At 49.5% G+C, this 18969-nt stretch carries 19 protein-coding genes; 9 read left to right on the top strand and 10 right to left on the bottom strand.

Features of this window, described 5'->3' with window-relative positions:
- The 3 genes from ftsY to C504_RS0113415 all read left to right on the top strand — a co-directional run.
- Positions 1-1304, top strand: a 1304-nt coding sequence (ftsY, locus tag C504_RS17925) for a signal recognition particle-docking protein FtsY (protein ID WP_018689875.1), incomplete at its 5' end; no start/stop codon positions are given.
- On the top strand, positions 1305-1931 hold the full coding sequence (locus tag C504_RS0113420) for a septation protein A (RefSeq protein ID WP_018689874.1): 627 nt from the start codon (positions 1305-1307) through the stop codon (positions 1929-1931).
- The gene (locus tag C504_RS0113415; protein ID WP_018689873.1) at positions 1931-3061 is read left to right on the top strand and encodes a glycerate kinase type-2 family protein; all 1131 of its coding nucleotides are present in this window, start codon (positions 1931-1933) and stop codon (positions 3059-3061) included. The genes C504_RS0113420 and C504_RS0113415 overlap by 1 nt, the downstream gene beginning before the upstream one ends.
- Positions 3062-3088: 27 nt before the next feature.
- Here the strand turns inward: C504_RS0113415 and C504_RS0113410 are convergent, their stop codons facing one another.
- The 8 genes from C504_RS0113410 to ccmA form a co-directional block, all read right to left on the bottom strand.
- On the bottom strand, positions 3089-3682 hold the full coding sequence (locus C504_RS0113410; protein ID WP_018689872.1) for a DsbE family thiol:disulfide interchange protein: 594 nt from the start codon (positions 3680-3682) through the stop codon (positions 3089-3091).
- 9 nt (positions 3683-3691) lie between these two features.
- Positions 3692-3856, bottom strand: coding sequence for a heme exporter protein CcmD (ccmD, locus tag C504_RS18570; RefSeq protein ID WP_018689871.1), 165 nt, complete (start codon positions 3854-3856; stop codon positions 3692-3694).
- Positions 3857-3858: 2 nt separating this feature from the next.
- Positions 3859-4644, bottom strand: coding sequence for a heme ABC transporter permease (locus C504_RS17920; RefSeq protein ID WP_018689870.1), 786 nt, complete (start codon positions 4642-4644; stop codon positions 3859-3861).
- A 183-nt stretch (positions 4645-4827) separates the two neighbouring features.
- Positions 4828-5862: a quaternary amine ABC transporter ATP-binding protein gene (locus C504_RS0113395; protein WP_018689869.1), complete on the bottom strand. Its 1035-nt coding sequence runs from the start codon at positions 5860-5862 to the stop codon at positions 4828-4830.
- 4 nt (positions 5863-5866) lie between these two features.
- A complete protein-coding gene (locus tag C504_RS0113390; RefSeq protein ID WP_026317498.1) occupies positions 5867-6748 on the bottom strand; it encodes an ABC transporter permease in 882 nt (293 codons plus the stop codon).
- 75 nt (positions 6749-6823) lie between these two features.
- On the bottom strand, positions 6824-7819 hold the full coding sequence (locus C504_RS0113385) for a glycine betaine ABC transporter substrate-binding protein (RefSeq protein ID WP_018689867.1): 996 nt from the start codon (positions 7817-7819) through the stop codon (positions 6824-6826).
- 212 nt (positions 7820-8031) lie between these two features.
- Complete coding sequence (ccmB, locus tag C504_RS0113380) at positions 8032-8697, bottom strand: heme exporter protein CcmB (RefSeq protein ID WP_018689866.1); 666 nt, start codon at positions 8695-8697, stop codon at positions 8032-8034.
- Complete coding sequence (gene ccmA, locus C504_RS0113375; RefSeq protein ID WP_018689865.1) at positions 8694-9290, bottom strand: heme ABC exporter ATP-binding protein CcmA; 597 nt, start codon at positions 9288-9290, stop codon at positions 8694-8696. Before ccmA ends, ccmB begins: the two co-directional genes overlap by 4 nt.
- A gap of 192 nt (positions 9291-9482) precedes the next feature.
- On the opposite strand from ccmA, the gene acnA reads away from it, so the two are divergent.
- The 3 genes from acnA (at position 9483) to C504_RS0113355 (ending at position 14404) form a co-directional block, all read left to right on the top strand.
- Positions 9483-12173 carry an aconitate hydratase AcnA gene (gene acnA / locus C504_RS0113370; RefSeq protein ID WP_018689864.1) on the top strand — a complete coding sequence of 897 codons (2691 nt, stop codon included), beginning with the start codon at positions 9483-9485 and terminating at the stop codon, positions 12171-12173.
- 475 nt (positions 12174-12648) lie between these two features.
- Positions 12649-13698: a RhuM family protein gene (gene rhuM, locus C504_RS0113360; protein WP_018689862.1), complete on the top strand. Its 1050-nt coding sequence runs from the start codon at positions 12649-12651 to the stop codon at positions 13696-13698.
- A 64-nt stretch (positions 13699-13762) separates the two neighbouring features.
- The gene (locus C504_RS0113355; RefSeq protein ID WP_018689861.1) at positions 13763-14404 is read left to right on the top strand and encodes a hypothetical protein; all 642 of its coding nucleotides are present in this window, start codon (positions 13763-13765) and stop codon (positions 14402-14404) included.
- Positions 14405-14415: 11 nt separating this feature from the next.
- Here C504_RS0113355 and C504_RS19025 read toward each other — a convergent pair whose 3' ends face one another.
- On the bottom strand, positions 14416-14547 hold the full coding sequence (locus tag C504_RS19025) for a hypothetical protein (protein ID WP_018689860.1): 132 nt from the start codon (positions 14545-14547) through the stop codon (positions 14416-14418).
- Between C504_RS19025 and C504_RS0113345 the strand changes: the two genes are divergently transcribed.
- Both C504_RS0113345 and C504_RS0113340 read left to right on the top strand, forming a co-directional pair.
- Positions 14546-14851 carry a GNAT family N-acetyltransferase gene (locus C504_RS0113345; protein ID WP_018689859.1) on the top strand — a complete coding sequence of 102 codons (306 nt, stop codon included), beginning with the start codon at positions 14546-14548 and terminating at the stop codon, positions 14849-14851. The two genes, C504_RS19025 and C504_RS0113345, sit on opposite strands and share 2 nt — an antisense overlap.
- The gene (locus C504_RS0113340) at positions 14852-15787 is read left to right on the top strand and encodes a pirin family protein (protein WP_026317497.1); all 936 of its coding nucleotides are present in this window, start codon (positions 14852-14854) and stop codon (positions 15785-15787) included.
- Here C504_RS0113340 and C504_RS0113335 read toward each other — a convergent pair.
- Entirely contained in the window at positions 15768-16652 is an 885-nt protein-coding gene (locus C504_RS0113335; protein ID WP_018689857.1) for a hydrogen peroxide-inducible genes activator, read from the bottom strand. The genes C504_RS0113340 and C504_RS0113335 overlap by 20 nt on opposite strands.
- A gap of 128 nt (positions 16653-16780) precedes the next feature.
- Between C504_RS0113335 and katG the strand changes: the two genes are divergently transcribed.
- A complete protein-coding gene (gene katG / locus C504_RS0113330; RefSeq protein ID WP_018689856.1) occupies positions 16781-18961 on the top strand; it encodes a catalase/peroxidase HPI in 2181 nt (726 codons plus the stop codon).
- Positions 18962-18969 lie beyond the last annotated feature (8 nt).

Below are 18969 nucleotides of genomic sequence, written 5' to 3'. Positions count from 1 at the left end.
CAGAGCCAGAGCCAGAGCCAGAGCCAGAGCCAGAGCCAGAGCCAGAGCCAGAGCCAGAGCCAGAGCCAGAGCCAGAGCCAGAGCCAGAGCCAGAGAAAAATGACTCAAGCGTCAGCGCTGACAAGCCTGAAATCGCAAAAAGTGACAGCGCGCCCACAACCGATGTTGAGGCGGCAGTCGATGGTGTTTTCCAGCCAACGCCGGAAACAGCACCAGAACCTGTGCGCGAAGAAGAAACACCAGAGCCGTTAACAGACAGCCCTGAGCCGATCATTGAAGAACAGGTTTCGTCTGAAACAACACGCACAAGTGTCACCATTGGCGATGCGAAACCTGCCCCCGCGCAGGCTGAACCGGAAGCGGAGAACAAGGGCTGGATCGCACGGCTAACATCAGGTCTGTCACGTTCATCAAAACAATTGACGGATTCCATTTCCGGCATTTTCACCAAGCGCAAGCTGGATGAAGACACGCTGCAAGATTTGGAAGATGTGCTCATTCAAGCCGACCTTGGCATTGAAACGGCAATGCGCATTACCGACACGCTTTCATCGGGTCGTTACGGCAAAGACGTGTCGACCGACGAAGTGCGCAAGATCATGGCCGCAGAAATCACCAATGTTCTTGGCCCCGTTGCCAAGTCGCTGGAGCTTGATCTTTCGCACAAACCGCATGTCATTTTGGTCGTCGGTGTCAATGGCACAGGCAAAACCACAACCATCGGCAAGCTGGCCGCAAAACTGCGCGATGCAGGCCTTAAAGTAACACTTGGCGCAGGCGATACATTCCGCGCGGCGGCCATTGAGCAGCTTAAAATTTGGGCCGACAGAACAGGCAGCGAATTTGTTGGCACGAAACTTGGCGCGGATGCCGCAGGCCTTGCCTATGGCGCCTATGAAACGGCACGCGACAATGGCTCGGATGTTGTCATCATTGACACGGCAGGCCGCCTGCAAAACAAAACAGAATTGATGGACGAGCTGGCCAAAATTGTGCGTGTTTTGCAAAAACATGATCCCGAGGCACCGCACACCGTATTGCAAACACTAGACGCAACGACAGGCCAGAACGCGCTTAACCAAGTGGATATTTTCCGCAATGTGGCGGGCGTCAACGGACTTGTCATGACCAAACTCGATGGCACAGCACGCGGCGGCATTCTGGTCGCAATTGCAGCCAAATTCAAATTACCGGTTTACTTCATTGGCGTTGGCGAAGGCGTTGATGATCTTGAACCATTTAGCGCCGATGATTTTGCATCCGCAATCGTTGGAACAGCCAACATAGAAGAAGAAGAAAAATAAATGAAAGAGCTTTCCGACAGTAAAAAAGAAGTCAATCCAGCCCTCAAACTCGCTTTGGAAATGGGCCCATTGATCGTGTTTTTCATCGCGAATAATCGCGGCGAAAAATTAGCAGAAATGTTTCCCGCATTAGCCGAACTTGGCGGTCCATTATTTATCGCAACAGCATTCTTTATGCTTGCTACTGCAATTGCGCTTATCGCCTCTTGGGTTCTAACGCGCACATTGCCACTCATGCCTGTCGTATCGGGCGGTGTCATTTTTATCTTTGGCGCATTGACGCTTTATCTGCACGATGAAACCTTCATCAAACTCAAGCCAACAATCATCAATTCACTTTTCGGCATCACATTGCTTGGCGGCTTGGTGTTTAAAAAACCGCTCCTTAAATATGTGCTCGGTGCAGCTTTTGAATTGGACGAAAAAGGCTGGTTTCATTTGACCATTCGTTGGGCTTTGTTTTTCTTTGCCATGGCGATTGTCAACGAAGTCATATGGCGCAATTTCTCAACTGATTTCTGGGTTGCTTTCAAAGTCTGGGGCAATATTCCCATCACAGTCATCTTTATGGCATTTCAGTTCCCGCTGATTAATCGTCATAGCCTTGAAGAGCCGGACGCCCAATAATGACCAACAACCCTGCCGCAATTCTCGAAAATTTATGGTGGCAGGGTGTTAATGCCGTGCGCGGTTTCAGCGCGGTTTCTACGGCCCTTTCCAAGAGTAACATCAAAGCACCTGATTTGATTATCGCTGTCGGCAAGGCCGCTGGCGATATGGCGCTCGGCGCTCGCAACCATTTCGATAGCCCAATTCAAACGATTGTCGTGACAAAATACGACCATATAAGCGAGGCGCTTACAACGCTTGATGAATGCGAAATCATTGAAGCTGCCCATCCTGTCCCCGATCAAAATTCACTAATCGGCGGCGCGCGCGTGCTTGAATGCGTAAAAAATATGACCGCCGATCAAAGCCTCTTATTACTCGTTTCAGGCGGTGCATCGGCGCTGGTTGAAGTGCTGGAAGAAGGCCACTCGCTTCAGAGCCTCAAAGCGCTTAATCAAGGTTTTCTGGCAGAAGGTTTGAGCATTGGCGAGATTAACGCCGAGCGCCGCAAAATCTCCCGCATAAAAGGCGGGCGCTTGCTTGATGCCTTTAATGGCAAATCGGGCCATGTGATTGCCATCTCCGATGTTGAGGGCGACAGCATTGATGTTATCGCGTCCGGTATCGGCGCTTATTACGGCGATGACGACCGTGTTGAGATTGAAATCGCAGCGTCAAATGCGGTTGCGCGTCAGGTGATTGAAAGCGCAGCGCAAAGCAAAAATCTTAACATATGCCTGAACGAGGAATGTCTTTACGGACGCGCCGACGACATTGCGATAAGCCTTTTTGATAAAATCGAAAACGGTCCTGCTGGGCTTTATATTTTTGGCGGGGAGCCAACGGTTGAACTGCCTGAAAATCCAGGACGCGGCGGGCGCAATCAGCACTTAGCGCTTCTGCTCGCTGGCAAAATCAAGACACGCGATGATCTGCATATTCTGATCGCTGGCACAGACGGCACCGATGGTCCAACCGATGAGGCTGGCGCAATCATTGACGGCTCAACCGTCAAAGACACGGCGCAGGTCGCCAAATATCTCACCGCTGCCGATGCGGGCACTTATCTGAGCGAGCGCGGCGCACTTTTAACAACCGGACCAACCGGCACCAATGTGATGGATATTGTGCTGGTGCTAAAAGCTTAAAAAGCATTTGCAAGAAAAGCGATCTCTTTAACCAGCTGGCGCTAGCTTATCAATTTCAGGCATCAGCTGTTTTTCAATAATTTCAGGGTTTAGCGGACCAGCAAATTTGAATTTAATCTTGCCGTCCTGCCCCACAAGAAATGTCTCCGGCACGCCGTAAACACCCCAATCAATTGCCCCGCGGCCATTATTGTCCACGCCAACAGCATCATAGGGATTGCCGTAATTACCAAGAAATTTCAGCGCGTTTGCCGTCTTGTCTTTGTAGTTAAGGCCTATCAATTGCACGCGCTTATCTTGTGACAATTTCGTCAAATAAGGATGCTCTTCGCGGCACGGTGCGCACCATGATGCCCACACATTGACCAGCGTAATATTGCCCGCAAAGGCGGCCGGATCGAGACCCGCAAGCGCAGTGTCATTTGTGTCTTTGAGCCCCTCAAGCGGCGGCAAAACAATTTGCGGTGCATCACGTCCCAGCAGCGCAGAAGGAAGGGCCGAAGCATCGCGCCCTTCTTGCGTCAGCATCAGCGCAAAAACACCGACCAGCACAAAAAATGCGAGTGCTGGCACATAGACGAACCAAGCTGCGCGCGGCTTCTTTTCAATTCTATTGCTCAAAACTCACGCCTAATCATCTTGTGTTTGTGAACGCCTGCGCACGCCCATTTCCTCTAACCGCGCCAATTCCTTGACCGTAATATTGCGGTCAATCCATAACCATGCCAGCAGCACAGCCATGATAAGAGCGCCAAGCCCATAGCTGGCATAAACAAATATTTCATGCTCAGACATTTTTATCCCTCAAGAACCGCTGTCGTTGGTGCCGATGATTTTCCGCGCGCACCTGCTTTGCGCAAACTTGCCGCACGGCGACGACGTATTTCATTGCGCATCGCCATCATATGCATAGCTAAAAACAAAAAGGTAAAACCAATGGCAACAACAAGCAGCGGCCATAGCATCGACGCATGAATAGTCGGCCCATCAAGACGTATAACAGATGCAGGCTGATGCAGCGTATTCCAAAAATCGACTGAAAACTTAATAATCGGAATATTGATATAGCCAACCAATACAAGAATTGCGACAGGCCGCGCCGACCGTGCAGGATCTTCCATCGCGCGCTGCAACGCCATAATGCCAAGATACATTAGCAAAAGCACGAACACCGAGGTCAGCCGTGCATCCCAAACCCAATAGGTGCCCCACATCGGACGGCCCCACAGCGAACCAGTTACGAGACATAAAAGCGTGAACGCTGCACCAATGGGTGCTGCTGCACGTATCGACACATCCGCCAGCGGGTGCCGCCATACCAATACGCCGAGCGCCGATAGCGCCATCACCGTATAGGAGAACATCGCAAACCACGCTGCAGGCACATGAATATACATGATGCGCACGGTGATGCCCTGCTGGTAGTCTTCCGGTGCTTGCCACCCAAGATAAAGCCCAATGGCAACAAACAATGCGGCCAAAAGAGATAGCCAAGGCAATAGCGTGCCTGACAAGGTCATAAATCGGGTGGGATTAGCCAATGCTGCTAACATGCCCACTTTCTTTATGTCTTTTTTGCTCATGACAATCTCTCAATTTCAGTCATTTTATCGCTGATGCTTAAACGTTGCAATTGAGGCACAATGATGCAGCCTAATTGCCCATTTTAGCAGACTTCACCTATTGCACGAATATGCGACCAAAAAACAAGCGCCGCCCTCAAAATTGAAGACGGCGCTCGCATGAAATTCGAAAAGCGGTTTAAGCTAAACTGTGCTTTCAACTTCCACTTTTTCAACCATTGAATTGACAATATCATCAAGGGTAATCGAGCCGATCACCTTGCCCGATGCGTCCGTAATCTGTGCGTTGATAACATCAGCTTCTTGCATTTGGCGCGCCGCATCATCCAGTCTGGTGTCTCGTTTCAGTTTGAGCGTGCCAGCATTTGTCATATCGTCAGACATCAATGAATCAATACGCAGCACCCGCGCACGATTAATATCTTTGACAAAATCTTTGATGTAATCATCCGCAGGGTGCAAAATAATATCCTGCGCATTGCCCTTTTGAATAATCCCGCCATCGCGCAAAATACAGATATTATCGCCAATACGCAGCGCCTCATCCAAATCATGGGTGATAAACACAATGGTCTTTTTAAGCTCGGATTGCAGCTCAAGCAACACATCTTGCATATCGGTTCTAATCAGCGGATCGAGCGCCGAAAAAGCTTCGTCCATCAGCAAAATTTCTGCGTCCGTTGCAAGCGCGCGCGCAAGCCCAACACGTTGCTGCATGCCGCCCGAAAGCTGTGACGGATAATTATCCTCAAAACCGCTCAGGCCAACACGGTCGATCCACTTTTTTGATCGAGCACGGCGTTCCGACGACGAAATGCCCTGCACTTCCAAACCATATTCAACATTGGATTGAACGGTGCGGTGCGGCAGCAATGCAAATTTTTGAAACACCATCGATGTTTTATGGGCGCGGAATTTACGCAAATCACTGCGCGACATGCCAAGCACATCCACACCATCAACAATCACTTCGCCAGCGGTTGGCTCAATCAATCGGTTGATATGGCGAATAAGCGTGGATTTACCCGAACCGGATAAACCCATCACCACCTGAATACCGCCTTCGCGCATATCAATATTGATGTCTTGCAGGCCCAAAACATGGCTGTGCTGGTCCTGTAATTCGGTTTTTCCCATGCCGTTTTTAACAAGATCAAGCGCCATCGCAGGATCTTCGCCAAAAATTTTGTAGAGGTTTTTAATCTGAATGCCACTCATCGGATCAATGCCCCTTTTCACGGTGTGATTGCAGTCGTTGGCCATAGGCCTGCGATGCACGGTCGATAATGATTGCGAGTATGACGATTGCCATACCGGCAGAAACACCCATGAATAGGAATTGGTTATTGATCGCTTTGAGAACCGGTTGCCCAAGCCCTGGTGCACCAACAAGCGCAGCCACAACAACCATTGCCAATGCCATCATAATGGTCTGGTTTACACCAGCCATAATCGTTGGCAGCGCCAGTGGTATTTGCACATTGGTGAGCCGCTTCCAGCTTGTTGAGCCAAATGCATCGGCAGCCTCAAGCACTTCCTTATCAACCAAGCGAATGCCCAGATTGGTCAAGCGTATGATCGGCGGAATAGCGTAGATAATAACCGCGATGATGCCGGGAAGTTTGCCAATGCCAAACAACATGATCACAGGGATCAGATAAACAAAACTCGGCATTGTTTGCATCACATCAAGAACTGGATTCATAATTGTTTGAACGCGGTCTGACTTCGCCATAGCGATGCCCAGAGGAATACCCAAAAGAACAGAACCAAGAGTTGCCGTGGAGATCATTGCGAGTGTTTTCATCGCATCTTCCCACATACCGAAATAGCCGATGAGCGCCATCCCAACAAATGTGCCCAAAGTGAGCCAAGGGCGGCGGCTGGCAAAATAGACAATCCCGCACAAACCGATCAGAACAAGCGGCCAAGGCGTATCCAGCAGCAAGTTTTCAAAATGTTTTAAAAACCATTCAACGGGATAAAGCGCGTTTTCGATGGACTCGCCATATGCGCGTGTAAACTCACGAAACCCTCCGTCAATTGCTTTACGCAGGTCGCGCAGTTGCTCTCGCTCCATTTCTGGAAACTCAGTCCATTCCATATTTTAGCCCTTGGTTATGTTAATACATACGAAAACGGCGCGAAATATATCTCGCGCCGTTATTATTAAAGGTTGTTAGCCCTTGATCTTGGCGGCCACTTCTGGGCTCACCCATTTTGACCAAAGCTCTTCATAATTTTCAATGAAGTGAATAGCACCATCTTCGTTCGTGCCCTGCTCATCTGTCATCCAAGCAAGAACTTTACCCACTGTAGCATTATCCCACTGACGTGCTTTGAGGTAATCCATTGCGACTGCATTTTCTTCAGAAAATTCTTTTGTCACAATAGTGAAAACGTCCGAACGGCGCCATTCATTTGGCTGAGGGTCCGCACAATCTTCTTTCACAATACATGTGTCCCAAGCTTCTGCATCGTGCTCAACTTCACGGTCCAACATAACCATCTCGTACTTACCAAGAATAGCCGTTGGTGCCCAGTAATAGCCAAGCCAACCTTCTTCACGGGCAAATGCTTTAGCAATTGAACCGTCAAGACCGGCAGCTGAACCTGGATCAACAACTTCAAAGCCTTTTTCTTCAGCGTTGCGGGCTTTCGCCATATTGTTTGTGATCGGCTGACATGCCCAACCTGATGGACATGTAAAGATCGCGCCTTTGTCGTCATCTTCGCCGCCAGGGAAAAGTTCAGGATGCGCAAGCGCGTCCTCAACAGTTTTGATATTGTTAGCTTCAGCAATTGTTTTTGGAATCCACCAGCCTTCAAGACCGCCTTCACTCAAAATTTCAGCCGCGATAACGAGCTTGTCATCTTCGACAGCTTGATCGAGTGCAATCTTAACAGCATTTACCCATAGTTCTGGCGCAATGTCTGGCTCACCTTTTTCAGTCATAGACGTAAAAGTTGGCATTGTATCACCAGCAACCAACTCGACGTCACAGCCATAACCTTTTTCAAGAATGAGTTTGTCGACCTGTGCGGCAACACCAGCAGATGCCCAATTCATCTCCGCGATTGAAACATCACCGCATTGGCCATCAGCGGCTTGCGCTGTGCCCGAAAATGCGACGAATGCGACACCTGCGAGAAGTGGCAAAAGTGCTTTTTTCATTTCAAGAATTCTCCCAATAAAATTTTGATACCGGTTGATCCGGCAATCTTCTGATACCTACTAGGATAGGGACTGAGGGAGCAGAGTCAAATTTTCACGCGTAAAAATTGTACAAAAAGTCAAATTTCTTACATCACAACGGCAAATATAACCTATTGAGAATGCAGCTATTTTGTTCAAAAGCGGTCAAAAACTGACAAGCTAACCTTACGTTAATCGCCGGCATTTTTAAGCGCGTAACCTGCCGCCAATGGGCCAAGAACTGCAAAGAATAAAGTCAGTGCCGCAAGTAACAATAGCGGCGCTTTAAACGGCGCACCATCAACCACAGCACCGAATGTTGCCATAACGCCAAAAATCAAAACCGGTATAGCAAAGGGTAGAATCACAACGGATACCAGCAGGCCGCCGCGTGGCAACGAGACCGCAATCGCCGCCCCCACAGCACCAATAAATGTAATCGCAGGTGTGCCAATCAACAAGGTTAAAACCGTTGCGCCAATGGCCGCGCCGTCCATGTTTAACAATAATCCAAGCAGCGGCGTAATAATAACCAATGGCAGACCTGTCGTGACCCAATGCGCCACACATTTGGTAAACACAACCAGCGACAAAGATGTCGTGTGCCGATTGAGTATCATCAAATCGAGTGAGCCGTCTTCGCGGTCAATTTGGAACAAACGCTCCAACCCCAAAAGCGAAGCGAGCAACGCGCCGGTCCACAAAATAGCAGGACCGATTTTTGCCAGTAAATTTAAATCCGGCCCCATGGCAAACGGTGTCACCGCCGCAACAGCCAGATAAAACAATATGCCGATCAGTGCGCCGCCGCCTGCGCGCAGCCCAAGTTTTATATCGCGTATGAGAAGCGCCATCATAGCGGCGCCTCGGCAAAGCGCAAATTCTTCATCGCATCAACGCCCAAGGACAAATGCGTTGCCGCAATCACCATGCCGCCTGTTCTCAAGTGCCGCACGATCAAACGCGTGAACATATGTTCCGAAGCGCGATCAAGCCCCGTGGTTGGTTCATCAAGCAACCAAATATAGCGCGGCGATACAAACAGACGCGCAATCGCAACGCGGCGCTTTTGTCCTGTCGATAAATCCGAGAACGGCACATCGTGAACATGGCCAAGGCCCACTTCATCAAGCGCATCCAGTGTTGAACGCCCGCCGCCGCCACAAAAATCTTGCCAGAACAGTAAATTTTCTTTGACCGAAAGATTAGGCTTCATGCCATTGTTGGGGCCAAGATAATGGCTGTGTTCGGCAAGCTCACCGTCTGAAACTTCCACAAAGCCTTCGCTTGGCGGCAAAAATCCGGCCAATACCCGAAGCAGCGTTGATTTGCCGGCGCCATTGGGACCAGTAATCGTCATGCCCTCACCGGAACGCAGCGCAAAGCTAACACCTTCAAAGATGCGCGTATCGCCTCTATTGGCCGCTAAATTTTCTGCAATAAGCTGCATAAGGAACGCATGAATACCTCTATTTCGCCGAGCAATGCCATAGTTTTAATCAAACTTGCAACGCAAACGTAATTTTGACCTTAGAATAGCTTTAAATTTACAACGATTACGCTTATGCAGTGCAACATAGTGACTGAATAAAGCGCTGCTGCTACCAACGAGCAACGCGCAACAATCGAAGGGAAAAGAGCCATGTCAAAGATCGACAGCTTTAAATGCCGCAAAACAATGACGGTCGCGGGCAAAGAATTCACATATTACAGCCTTGCCGAAGCCGAGAAAAACGGCCTGACTGGCATTTCAAAATTGCCTTTCTCCATGAAAGTGCTGCTTGAAAATCTTCTTCGTAATGAAGACGATCGCTCTGTCACCAAAAAAGACATCGAAGCCGTTGCCAGCTGGTTGCAAAACAAAGGCACCGAAGGCTACGAAATCGCCTACCGTCCGGCGCGCGTTTTGATGCAGGATTTCACCGGCGTTCCAGCCGTTGTTGATTTGGCTGCGATGCGTGATGCGATGGTTTCTCTTGGCGGCGACGCTCAGAAGATTAACCCGCTTGTGCCTGTTGACCTCGTGATCGACCACTCGGTGATCGTTGATGAATTCGGCAACCCGAACGCATTTGCGCGCAATGTTGAACTTGAATATCAGCGTAACGCAGAGCGCTACCGCTTCCTTAAATGGGGCCAGAACGCCTTTAACAACTTCCGCGTTGTGCCCCCTGGCACAGGCATCTGCCACCAGGTGAACCTTGAATATCTTGGCCAGTGCGTTTGGACCAAAGAAGATTCAGGCGAAACTGTTGCTTACCCAGACACATGTGTTGGTACAGACAGCCACACAACCATGATCAACGGCCTTGGCGTTCTTGGTTGGGGCGTTGGCGGTATCGAAGCTGAAGCTGCAATGCTCGGCCAGCCGATCTCTATGTTGTTGCCAGAAGTTATTGGCTTCAAACTTACCGGCAAAATGAAAGAAGGCGTCACAGCAACCGACCTTGTGCTCACCGTTGTTCAGATGCTGCGCCAGAAAGGCGTTGTTGGTAAATTCGTTGAGTTCTACGGCGAAGGTCTTGACCATTTAACGCTCGCAGATGCGGCAACCATCGGCAATATGGGCCCAGAATATGGCGCAACATGCGGCTTCTTCCCAATTGATGATGAAACGCTTAACTACCTCAACATCACTGGCCGCGACAAAGATCGCATTGAACTTGTTGAAGCCTATGCAAAAGAACAGGGCATGTTCCGTAACGCCGGTTCTGAAGACCCAATCTTCACCGACACACTTGAACTTGATCTAAGCTCTGTTGTGCCATCAATGGCAGGTCCAAAACGTCCTGAAGGCCGTATCCCACTTGAGAACGTTGGCGCTGGTTACCGCGATTCATTCGTGAGCGAATACAAAAAAGACAAAGCTGAACTCGACAAGCGCTATGCGGTTGAAGGTGAAGATTTTGACCTTGGCAATGGTGATGTTGCGATCGCAGCGATCACATCATGTACCAACACATCAAACCCATCGGTTTTGATCGGTGCTGGCCTTTTGGCACGTAACGCCAACAAGCTTGGCATCAAGCAAAAACCTTGGGTTAAAACATCGCTTGCACCTGGCTCACAGGTTGTGGCTGAATATCTTGAAAATTCTGGCCTGCAAAAAGAACTCGACCAAATCGGTTTCAACCTTGTTGGTTTTGGCTGTACGACATGTATCGGTAACTCCGGTCCACTCGAAGCGCCAATTTCTAAAACAATCAACGAAAAAGGCCTCATCGCAGCGGGTGTGCTTTCTGGCAACCGTAACTTTGAAGGCCGTATTTCACCGGACGTTCAAGCCAACTATCTGGCTTCACCGCCATTGGTTGTTGCCTACGCACTGGCTGGTACGGTTAAAATTGACCTGACAAATGAGCCAATCGGTCAGGACAAAGACGGCAATGATGTGTTCTTGAAAGACATCTGGCCTTCAAACAAAGAAATCCAAGAATTCATCCAGAAATATGTCACGCGCGAAATCTTCGCAGCGAAATATGCAGATGTGTTCAAGGGCGACGAGAACTGGCAGGGCGTGTCCATTCCAGAAGGCGAAACCTATGCATGGGAAGACGGTTCTACCTATGTGCAGAACCCACCATATTTTGTCGGCATGTCAAAATCAGCAGGCACAATCGGCGACATTAAAGGCGCGCGGATCATGGGTCTGTTTGGCGATAAAATCACCACCGACCACATCTCGCCTGCAGGCGCGATTAAAGCCCAGTCTCCAGCCGGTTCCTACCTCATGGACAATGGCGTTGGCGTGATGGACTTTAACCAATACGGCACACGCCGCGGCAACCATGAAGTGATGATGCGCGGCACATTCGCCAATATCCGCATCCGCAACCACATGCTCGGCGCAAACGGCAAAGAGGGTGGCTTCACCATCCACTACCCGTCAAAAGAAGAAATGCCGATCTATGATGCGGCCATGAAATACCGTGAAGAAGGCGTGCCATTGGTGGTGTTCGCTGGCGGTGAATATGGTAACGGCTCATCGCGTGACTGGGCGGCCAAAGGCACAAACCTTCTGGGCGTAAAAGCTGTGATCGCCGAAAGCTATGAGCGTATCCACCGCTCAAACCTTGTTGGCATGGGTGTTGTTCCATTCGTGTTTGAAGAAGGCACATCATGGAAAACGCTTGATCTTGAAGGCGATGAAATGGTTTCAATCGAAGGCTTGGCCGACGTTAAACCACGCCAGAAAGTAACCGCGAAAGTCACCCGCGCAGATGGCACAACTTTTGACCTGCCGCTTGTGTGCCGTGTCGATACAGCCGACGAAATCGATTACTTGAAAAACGGCGGCATTTTGCAAACCGTTCTTCGCGATTTAGCGGCCTAAGACAAGAGCGTAAGCTCGACGTCGCTGCGCCGAAAGACAAGCGCAGCGCCGTCGACAGGCGTTAGTCTTCATAGAGTACAAATCCAAAACCCGCCTTGCAGAAATGTGAGGCGGGTTTTTACATGCGCCCTCCCTCCCACTTTATAAAGGGACAGGGTGGAGGTTATTCAAACATTTCACATTGCGTCCCCACCCGATCAGCTGCGCTACGCTTGCTTCTCGTGCCTCCCCCATAAATGGGAGGAGGCAAAAAGCCACCTTCCCCTCTCCCGCTTGCGGGAGAGGGATGCGAAACTCCATCCGCATCGCGGATGTTAGTTGCAGCTGGGTGAGGGGAGATTTCGCCACACATTCAAAATGTAGATTTCTATCAAGACTCTTTCACGTCAACTCACTCGAGAACAAAGAGGGAACTTAAGCCTTGGCATAAACGAAGATTTGTTTTAGGATTTTATTTTTATCTGAGATATTATCGATGCCCAACCGAGATCCTGATCAAGTTCTAAGCAAGCTCACAAACAAGAATGATTTCGAGCAAGAACCCGTGCATCTAACTGAAGATCATACGACCGGTGACCGTTTTCTTATTTACAGCACTGAGGCAGGAGTAAATGTTGAAATACAATTCAAAGGCGAAAGACTTTGGATGACCCAAACACAAATTGCCGAATTGTTTAACGTTGATCGATCTGTAATTAGCCGTCATCTCAGGAATGTATACGATGACAAGGAACTAGAAGAATCGGCAACTAGTGCAAAAATTGCACAAGTTCGATTGGAGGGGGCCAGAAGTGTAAGCCGAGAAGTATCAGTTTATGATCTTAATACGGTAATTTCGGTTGGCTATCGTGTATCTTCAAAACAAGCGACTGCTTTCAGAGTATGGGCGACTCAAAAGCTTGTTCAGTTCGCCACCAAAGGATTTGTCGTTGATGCCGAACGTTTAAAAGACCCTGACAATCACGACCACTTTAAAGAACTTCGCGAAATCATTCGCGATATTCGCGCTTCTGAAGCCAATGTTTACAAGGAGGTTCGTGCAATTTGCGCTCTTTGCAGCGACTATGAAATGCATGATGATAAAGCTAAAAATCAGTTTTTTGCGACCGTACAAAACAAGCTACATTACGCAGTTACATCAATGACGGGCGCTGAAATTCGTGTGAATCGTGCCGATCACCGAAAACCCAATATGGGTTTAACAACATGGAAAGGCGTAAAACCGCTCTCAAGTGACTGCAACACTGCCAAAAACTTTTTAGGTGAAGCTGAAATTAGAGACCTGAACCGTTTCACAAATATGCTTCTTGATTACTTTGAGCAAGAAACTGATTTGCAGCGTCTCGTTAAAATGTCCGATGCTGAAGCCGCATTGGACAAATTCATTAAAAATAACGAGCGCCCATTGCTCAATCATGCCGGTAAAATTTCCAAAAAAGTAGCCGACTCTCATGTAACATCTGAGTATAAAATATTCGCCGAAAACCGGCGTAAATTCCTAGATGGTGATGGCGGCGAGGAATAATTTCACCAACTTATCCACCGCCACACGCCCGCCCTTACAATACATCCCAAACAATGAGGGTGCTATGAACTGGCAGGCGGCAATCAATCTTAATCGTGATGCGTTGCTGCGTGTGCTTGGCACATTGCTCGCAATCGTCACGCCGCACCTATCGCGCCAAAGCCGTAGTGCTATTTTGCGTGTGCTGCGTCCGGCAGAAAGCGCGGCGCGGCGGCTCATCGTTATTGCGGCAAAGATTTATGAAAAGCGCTCCAAATCACGCTTGTCTGATGATAAAGCGCTGCCCGATTTTACAAAGTTCGCGCGTAGCACAAAAACACCCGTTTTCAAACTATTCGATCCGCGCAAGCGTTTGATCGAATTTCAAAAGCCAAAACAGACATCCAAATTCATGCCGCGCATCAGCGTGATTGGCGTGTCCAATCCTCTGTTTTATAAAACCAAACCACCGCGTGAACTGACCACAAAACATCTGTGCCGGCGCCTTGCCGCCCTGCAAGAGGCGCTGAACGATTTACCCAAACAAGCAAAGCGTTTGGCGCGGCAACTCGAAAAGCGAAAGACTGCCTCCGCTGGCCCGAGGCGCGTGCCGCCGCTGCGCCCAGGATTACCGCCCGGATACAGGTCAAACCCCGCTCATGAGGTCGATGCGCATCTAAAAGAGTGTCACAGACTTGCGCTTTATGCGCTGGAGCCACTGACATAGCGATCTCCTAGTTAAAGGCCGTTGAACGCCATCCAAATCATGGGCGGTGATCGCACAGGCATGTCTTGAAACACACTGTCTTCAAAACGCTCCATTGCCATAATCATTATGTTCGCTAATCTATTTTCAAGGAGACCAATCATGACATTTCATATCGACCTTGAAGAAACGGCGAGCGGCGGACGTTACATTTACCGCGATGGCGATAATCCCGAAGCGGAAATGACATTTTCCAAAGCGGGCGAAAAATTGATGATCATTGACCACACCGAAGTGCCGGAATTTTATCGCGGTCAAGGCGTTGGCCTAAAACTGGTTGAACGCGCCATTGCTGATGTGCGCGCTGCGGGCAAAAAAATCATCCCGCTTTGCCCATTTGCCCATGCGCAATTCAAACGCCACCCTGAATGGGAAGATGCTTGGTCGGGTCACAAAAAGGATAGTTAAATGAGCTGGAACCCAACAATCGAACCACACTGCCCCGATGCGTCGAGCATGGATTTAATCGAAACATTGATCGTGCCCCGTGCGCGCGATGTTGCGGGTTTTGAAGTACGCCGTGCCTTGCCTTCGCCCAAACGTCAGATGGTCGGCCCATTTATCTTTTTCGATCAGATGGGACCGGCAGAATTTCTAACCGATCAAGGCATTGATGTGCGCCCGCATCCACATATTGGTTTGGCGACGGTGACGTATCTTTATAAGGGTGAATTTCAGCACCGCGATTCTCTTGGCACCAATCAGATGATTTATCCAGGTGAAGTCAACTGGATGATTGCTGGCAATGGCGTCACGCATTCTGAGCGCACCAGCGCCAATACGCGCCAAGGACCAAGCTCATTGTTCGGCATTCAAACATGGGTGGCGCTGCCCGAAGAGGCCGAAGATACAGGCGCAGCCTTTGAACATCACGGCGCAGATGCTTTGCCGTTTTTAGAAGGCGAAGGCAAACAGGTGCGCCTGATTATCGGCGATGCTTACGGGCAAAAAGCACCCACCAAAACCTTCACCGAGATGTTTTATGCCGATGCGATTTTAGAGGCAGGCGCAGTGCTTCCCCTGCCCGACAATCATGAAGATCGCGGCATCTATGTCACGCAAGGCTCTATTGATGTCGCGGGTGATAATTTCACTCAAGGCCAGATGATGGTGTTTCGCCCCGGCGACAAATTGAGCGTGACCGCAGGGCCAGCCGGTGCGCGTCTGATTTTGCTGGGCGGTGCAACGCTTGGCGGTCCGCGCCATATCTGGTGGAACTTTGTTGCCTCATCAAAAGAAAAGATCGACGACGCCAAAGCCTCTTGGGCAAAAGGCGATTGGCAACATGGCCGCTTTCAATTGCCACCCGATGATAATGAGGAGTTTATCCCGCTGCCCGTATGACCTCACCGATTTGCATAAGTTGGTCGCTCAAGCGATTTGTTTTGCGCCAAATCATGCCAATCGTGCGGCTTGGTTCGGGCGCATCAAAATGATTGATCGAAACTGAAGCAGAGCGGGTTTCAACTCGAACCGCCATTTCTGGAATAAGCGTCACACCAATGCCGGCGCTGACCATCTGAACCAAGGTTGAGAGCGAACTACCATCGAGGCCATCACGCGGTTGTTCCGGTTTGATTGAACAAAATGAAAGCGCTTGCTCGCGAAAACAATGGCCTTCTTCTAAAAGCAGCAAGCGCATTTCAGCCAATTTTTCGATGTGCGGAATCGGCTTTCTTGCATCGCTTTGCGGCCGCACGAGAACAAATTTCTCTTCAAAAAGCGGCATCTCAAAAAGTGATTTTTCAGAGGCGGGCAATGCCACCAGCGCAGCGTCCAGCCGTCCGTCATTAAGCTCATTGATCAGTTTTTGCGTTTGGGTTTCGCGCACATGAATATCAATGCCCGGAAATTTATGTGTCAAACCCCGAATAACCGATGGTAACATGTAAGGCGCGATCGTTGGTATGACACCTAAACGAAGCCGTTCGAGCACACCGCCGCGTGCCGCGCGCGCCATATCACCAAGCTCATCAATAGAGCGCAAAATGGAACGGATGCGTATGACAAATTCTTCGCCAAACCGCGTTAAACGTATCGTTTTCGGACCCCGTTCAAACAGCGCTGCACCAACCGATTCTTCAAGCTCTTTAATTTGCATAGAAAGCGCGGGTTGCGAAATAGCACAAGCATCTGCAGCGCGGCCAAAATGATTATGGCGCGCAAGTGCATCAAAGTAGCGGAGCTGTTTAAGGGTCAATCCATTCATAAGCTAAACTTATCAGCTCTATCAATTAATTCAACTTCGCCTAATGACATATTTCTGTTACGAAGCCCCATCACAAACAAACAATTATAAAGCGCAAGCAAGCGCCCACGAACACTGAGGAGTTCAACATGAACGATATGAGCAACGAGCCGGGAAAATGCCCCGTCGCACATGGTTCCAAGCAAACACTAGCAACCGGTAATGCTGCCAATATGAGCTGGTGGCCTGATCAGTTGAACTTGAAAATTCTAAATCAGAATTCAGTTGAAATTGATCCAATGGGTGACGATTTCAATTACGCCGAAGAGTTCAAAAAGTTGGACCTTCAAGCCGTTAAAAAAGATCTCGCTGATCTGATGACCGATAGTCAGGATTGGTGGCCTGCCGATTATGGTCATTATGGCGGCTTGTTCATCCGCATGGCTTGGCACAGCGCAGGCACATACCGCACCTATGATGGTCGCGGCGGTTCATCGTCTGGCTCACAGCGTTTTGCACCGCTTAACTCTTGGCCAGATAATGGCAACCTTGATAAGGCGCGACGCCTGCTATGGCCGATTAAACAAAAATACGGCAAGCAGATTTCTTGGGCTGACTTGATGATCCTGACCGGCAATGTCGCGATGGAAACAATGGGCTTTAAAACATTTGGCTTTGCTGGCGGCCGCGAAGATGTGTGGGAACCAGAAGAAGATATTTATTGGGGTCCAGAAAATGAATGGCTAACCGACAAACGCTATAGCGGCGAACGCGAACTGGCCAATCCATTAGCATCAGTCGAAATGGGTTTGATCTATGTAAACCCTGAAGGCCCGAACGGCGTGCCTGATCCGCTAAAATCTGCATTTGATATTCGTGATACTTTCGCACGTATGGCGATGAATGATTATGAAACCGTCGCTCTTGTTGCTGGTGGACATACATTCGGTAAAGGCCACGGCGCTGGCCCTGAAGAAAAAGTCGGCCGCGAGCCGGAAGGCGCTGGCATGGCAGCTCAAGGTTTTGGCTGGGCCAACAGCCATGGCACAGGCAAAGGCGGCGACACAACAACGGCCGGTTTTGAAGGCGCATGGACAACCAACCCAACGAAGTGGGACATGGGTTATTTTGATGCCCTTCTTGGCAATGAATGGGAACAGGTAAAAAGCCCTGCTGGCCACGTTCAATGGCAACCAACAGCAAGCTCTAATGCTGCGCAAGCACCCGCTGCCCATGATGCATCACGCACAGAACCGCTGATGATGACGACGGCTGATATGGCGCTCAAAATGGACCCAGAATACGCCAAAATCTCAAAACACTTCCATGAGAATCCGGCAGAATTTGCGGATGCTTATGCACGTGCATGGTTCAAACTCACACACCGCGATATGGGCCCAACAACACGTTATCTGGGCGAAGAAGTACCATCAGAAGTCTTGCTTTGGCAGGACCCTGTTCCAGCCCATGAAGGTCCAATGATTGGCGACAAAGAAATCGCTGAACTTAAACAAATGATTGCAGCTTCTGGTTTGACCGTTGAGCAGTTGGTTTCAACAGCTTGGGCATCGGCTGCAACCTTCCGCGGTTCAGACCGCCGCGGCGGTGCTAATGGCGCACGTATTCGCCTTGAGCCGCACAAAAACTGGGACGTCAACAATCCAGCTGAACTTGCAAAAGTGCTGGATGTTTACGAAGGCATCAAGAAAGATTTTAGCGGCAATGTTTCCATTGCAGATCTTATCATTCTTGGTGGCTCTGTCGGCATCGAAAAGGCAGCGGGTGGCAGCATTACTGTTCCATTTACACCGGGCCGTACTGACACAACGCAGGAACTAACAGACATTGATTCATTCGATGTTATCGAACCTAAATATGACGGTTTCCGCAACTATAAGAACACGGCTGATCCACGCTCAACAGAAGCATTGCTGATCGACAGAGCACAATTGCTCACGCTCACAGTGCCTGAAATGACAGTTCTAGTCGGCGGTCTTCGCGCTCTTAATGCCAATGCACATGGTTCAAAACATGGTGTGTTCACTGACAAGCCAGGCACATTGAGCAATGACTTCTTTGTCAATTTGCTCGACATGGCAACCGAGTGGAAATCAACCGACGACACAGAAGAATTGTTTGAAGGCCGTGACCGCAAAACCGGCGATGTCAAATGGACAGGCACACGCGCCGATCTTGTTTTTGGTTCAAACTCAATCCTGCGCTCAACTGCTGAAGTTTATGCAATGAGCGATGCAAAAGAAAAATTTGCCCGTGACTTCGTTGCAGCTTGGACAAAAGTGATGAACCTCGATCGCTTTGATCTGAACTAAACAACTAT

The sequence above is a fragment of the Ahrensia kielensis DSM 5890 genome (genome assembly GCF_000374465.1).
Lineage (GTDB): Bacteria > Pseudomonadota > Alphaproteobacteria > Rhizobiales > Rhizobiaceae > Ahrensia > Ahrensia kielensis.
The sequence above is the reverse complement of the archived record's forward strand: the minus strand, read 5'-3'. Positions and strand labels throughout refer to the sequence as shown.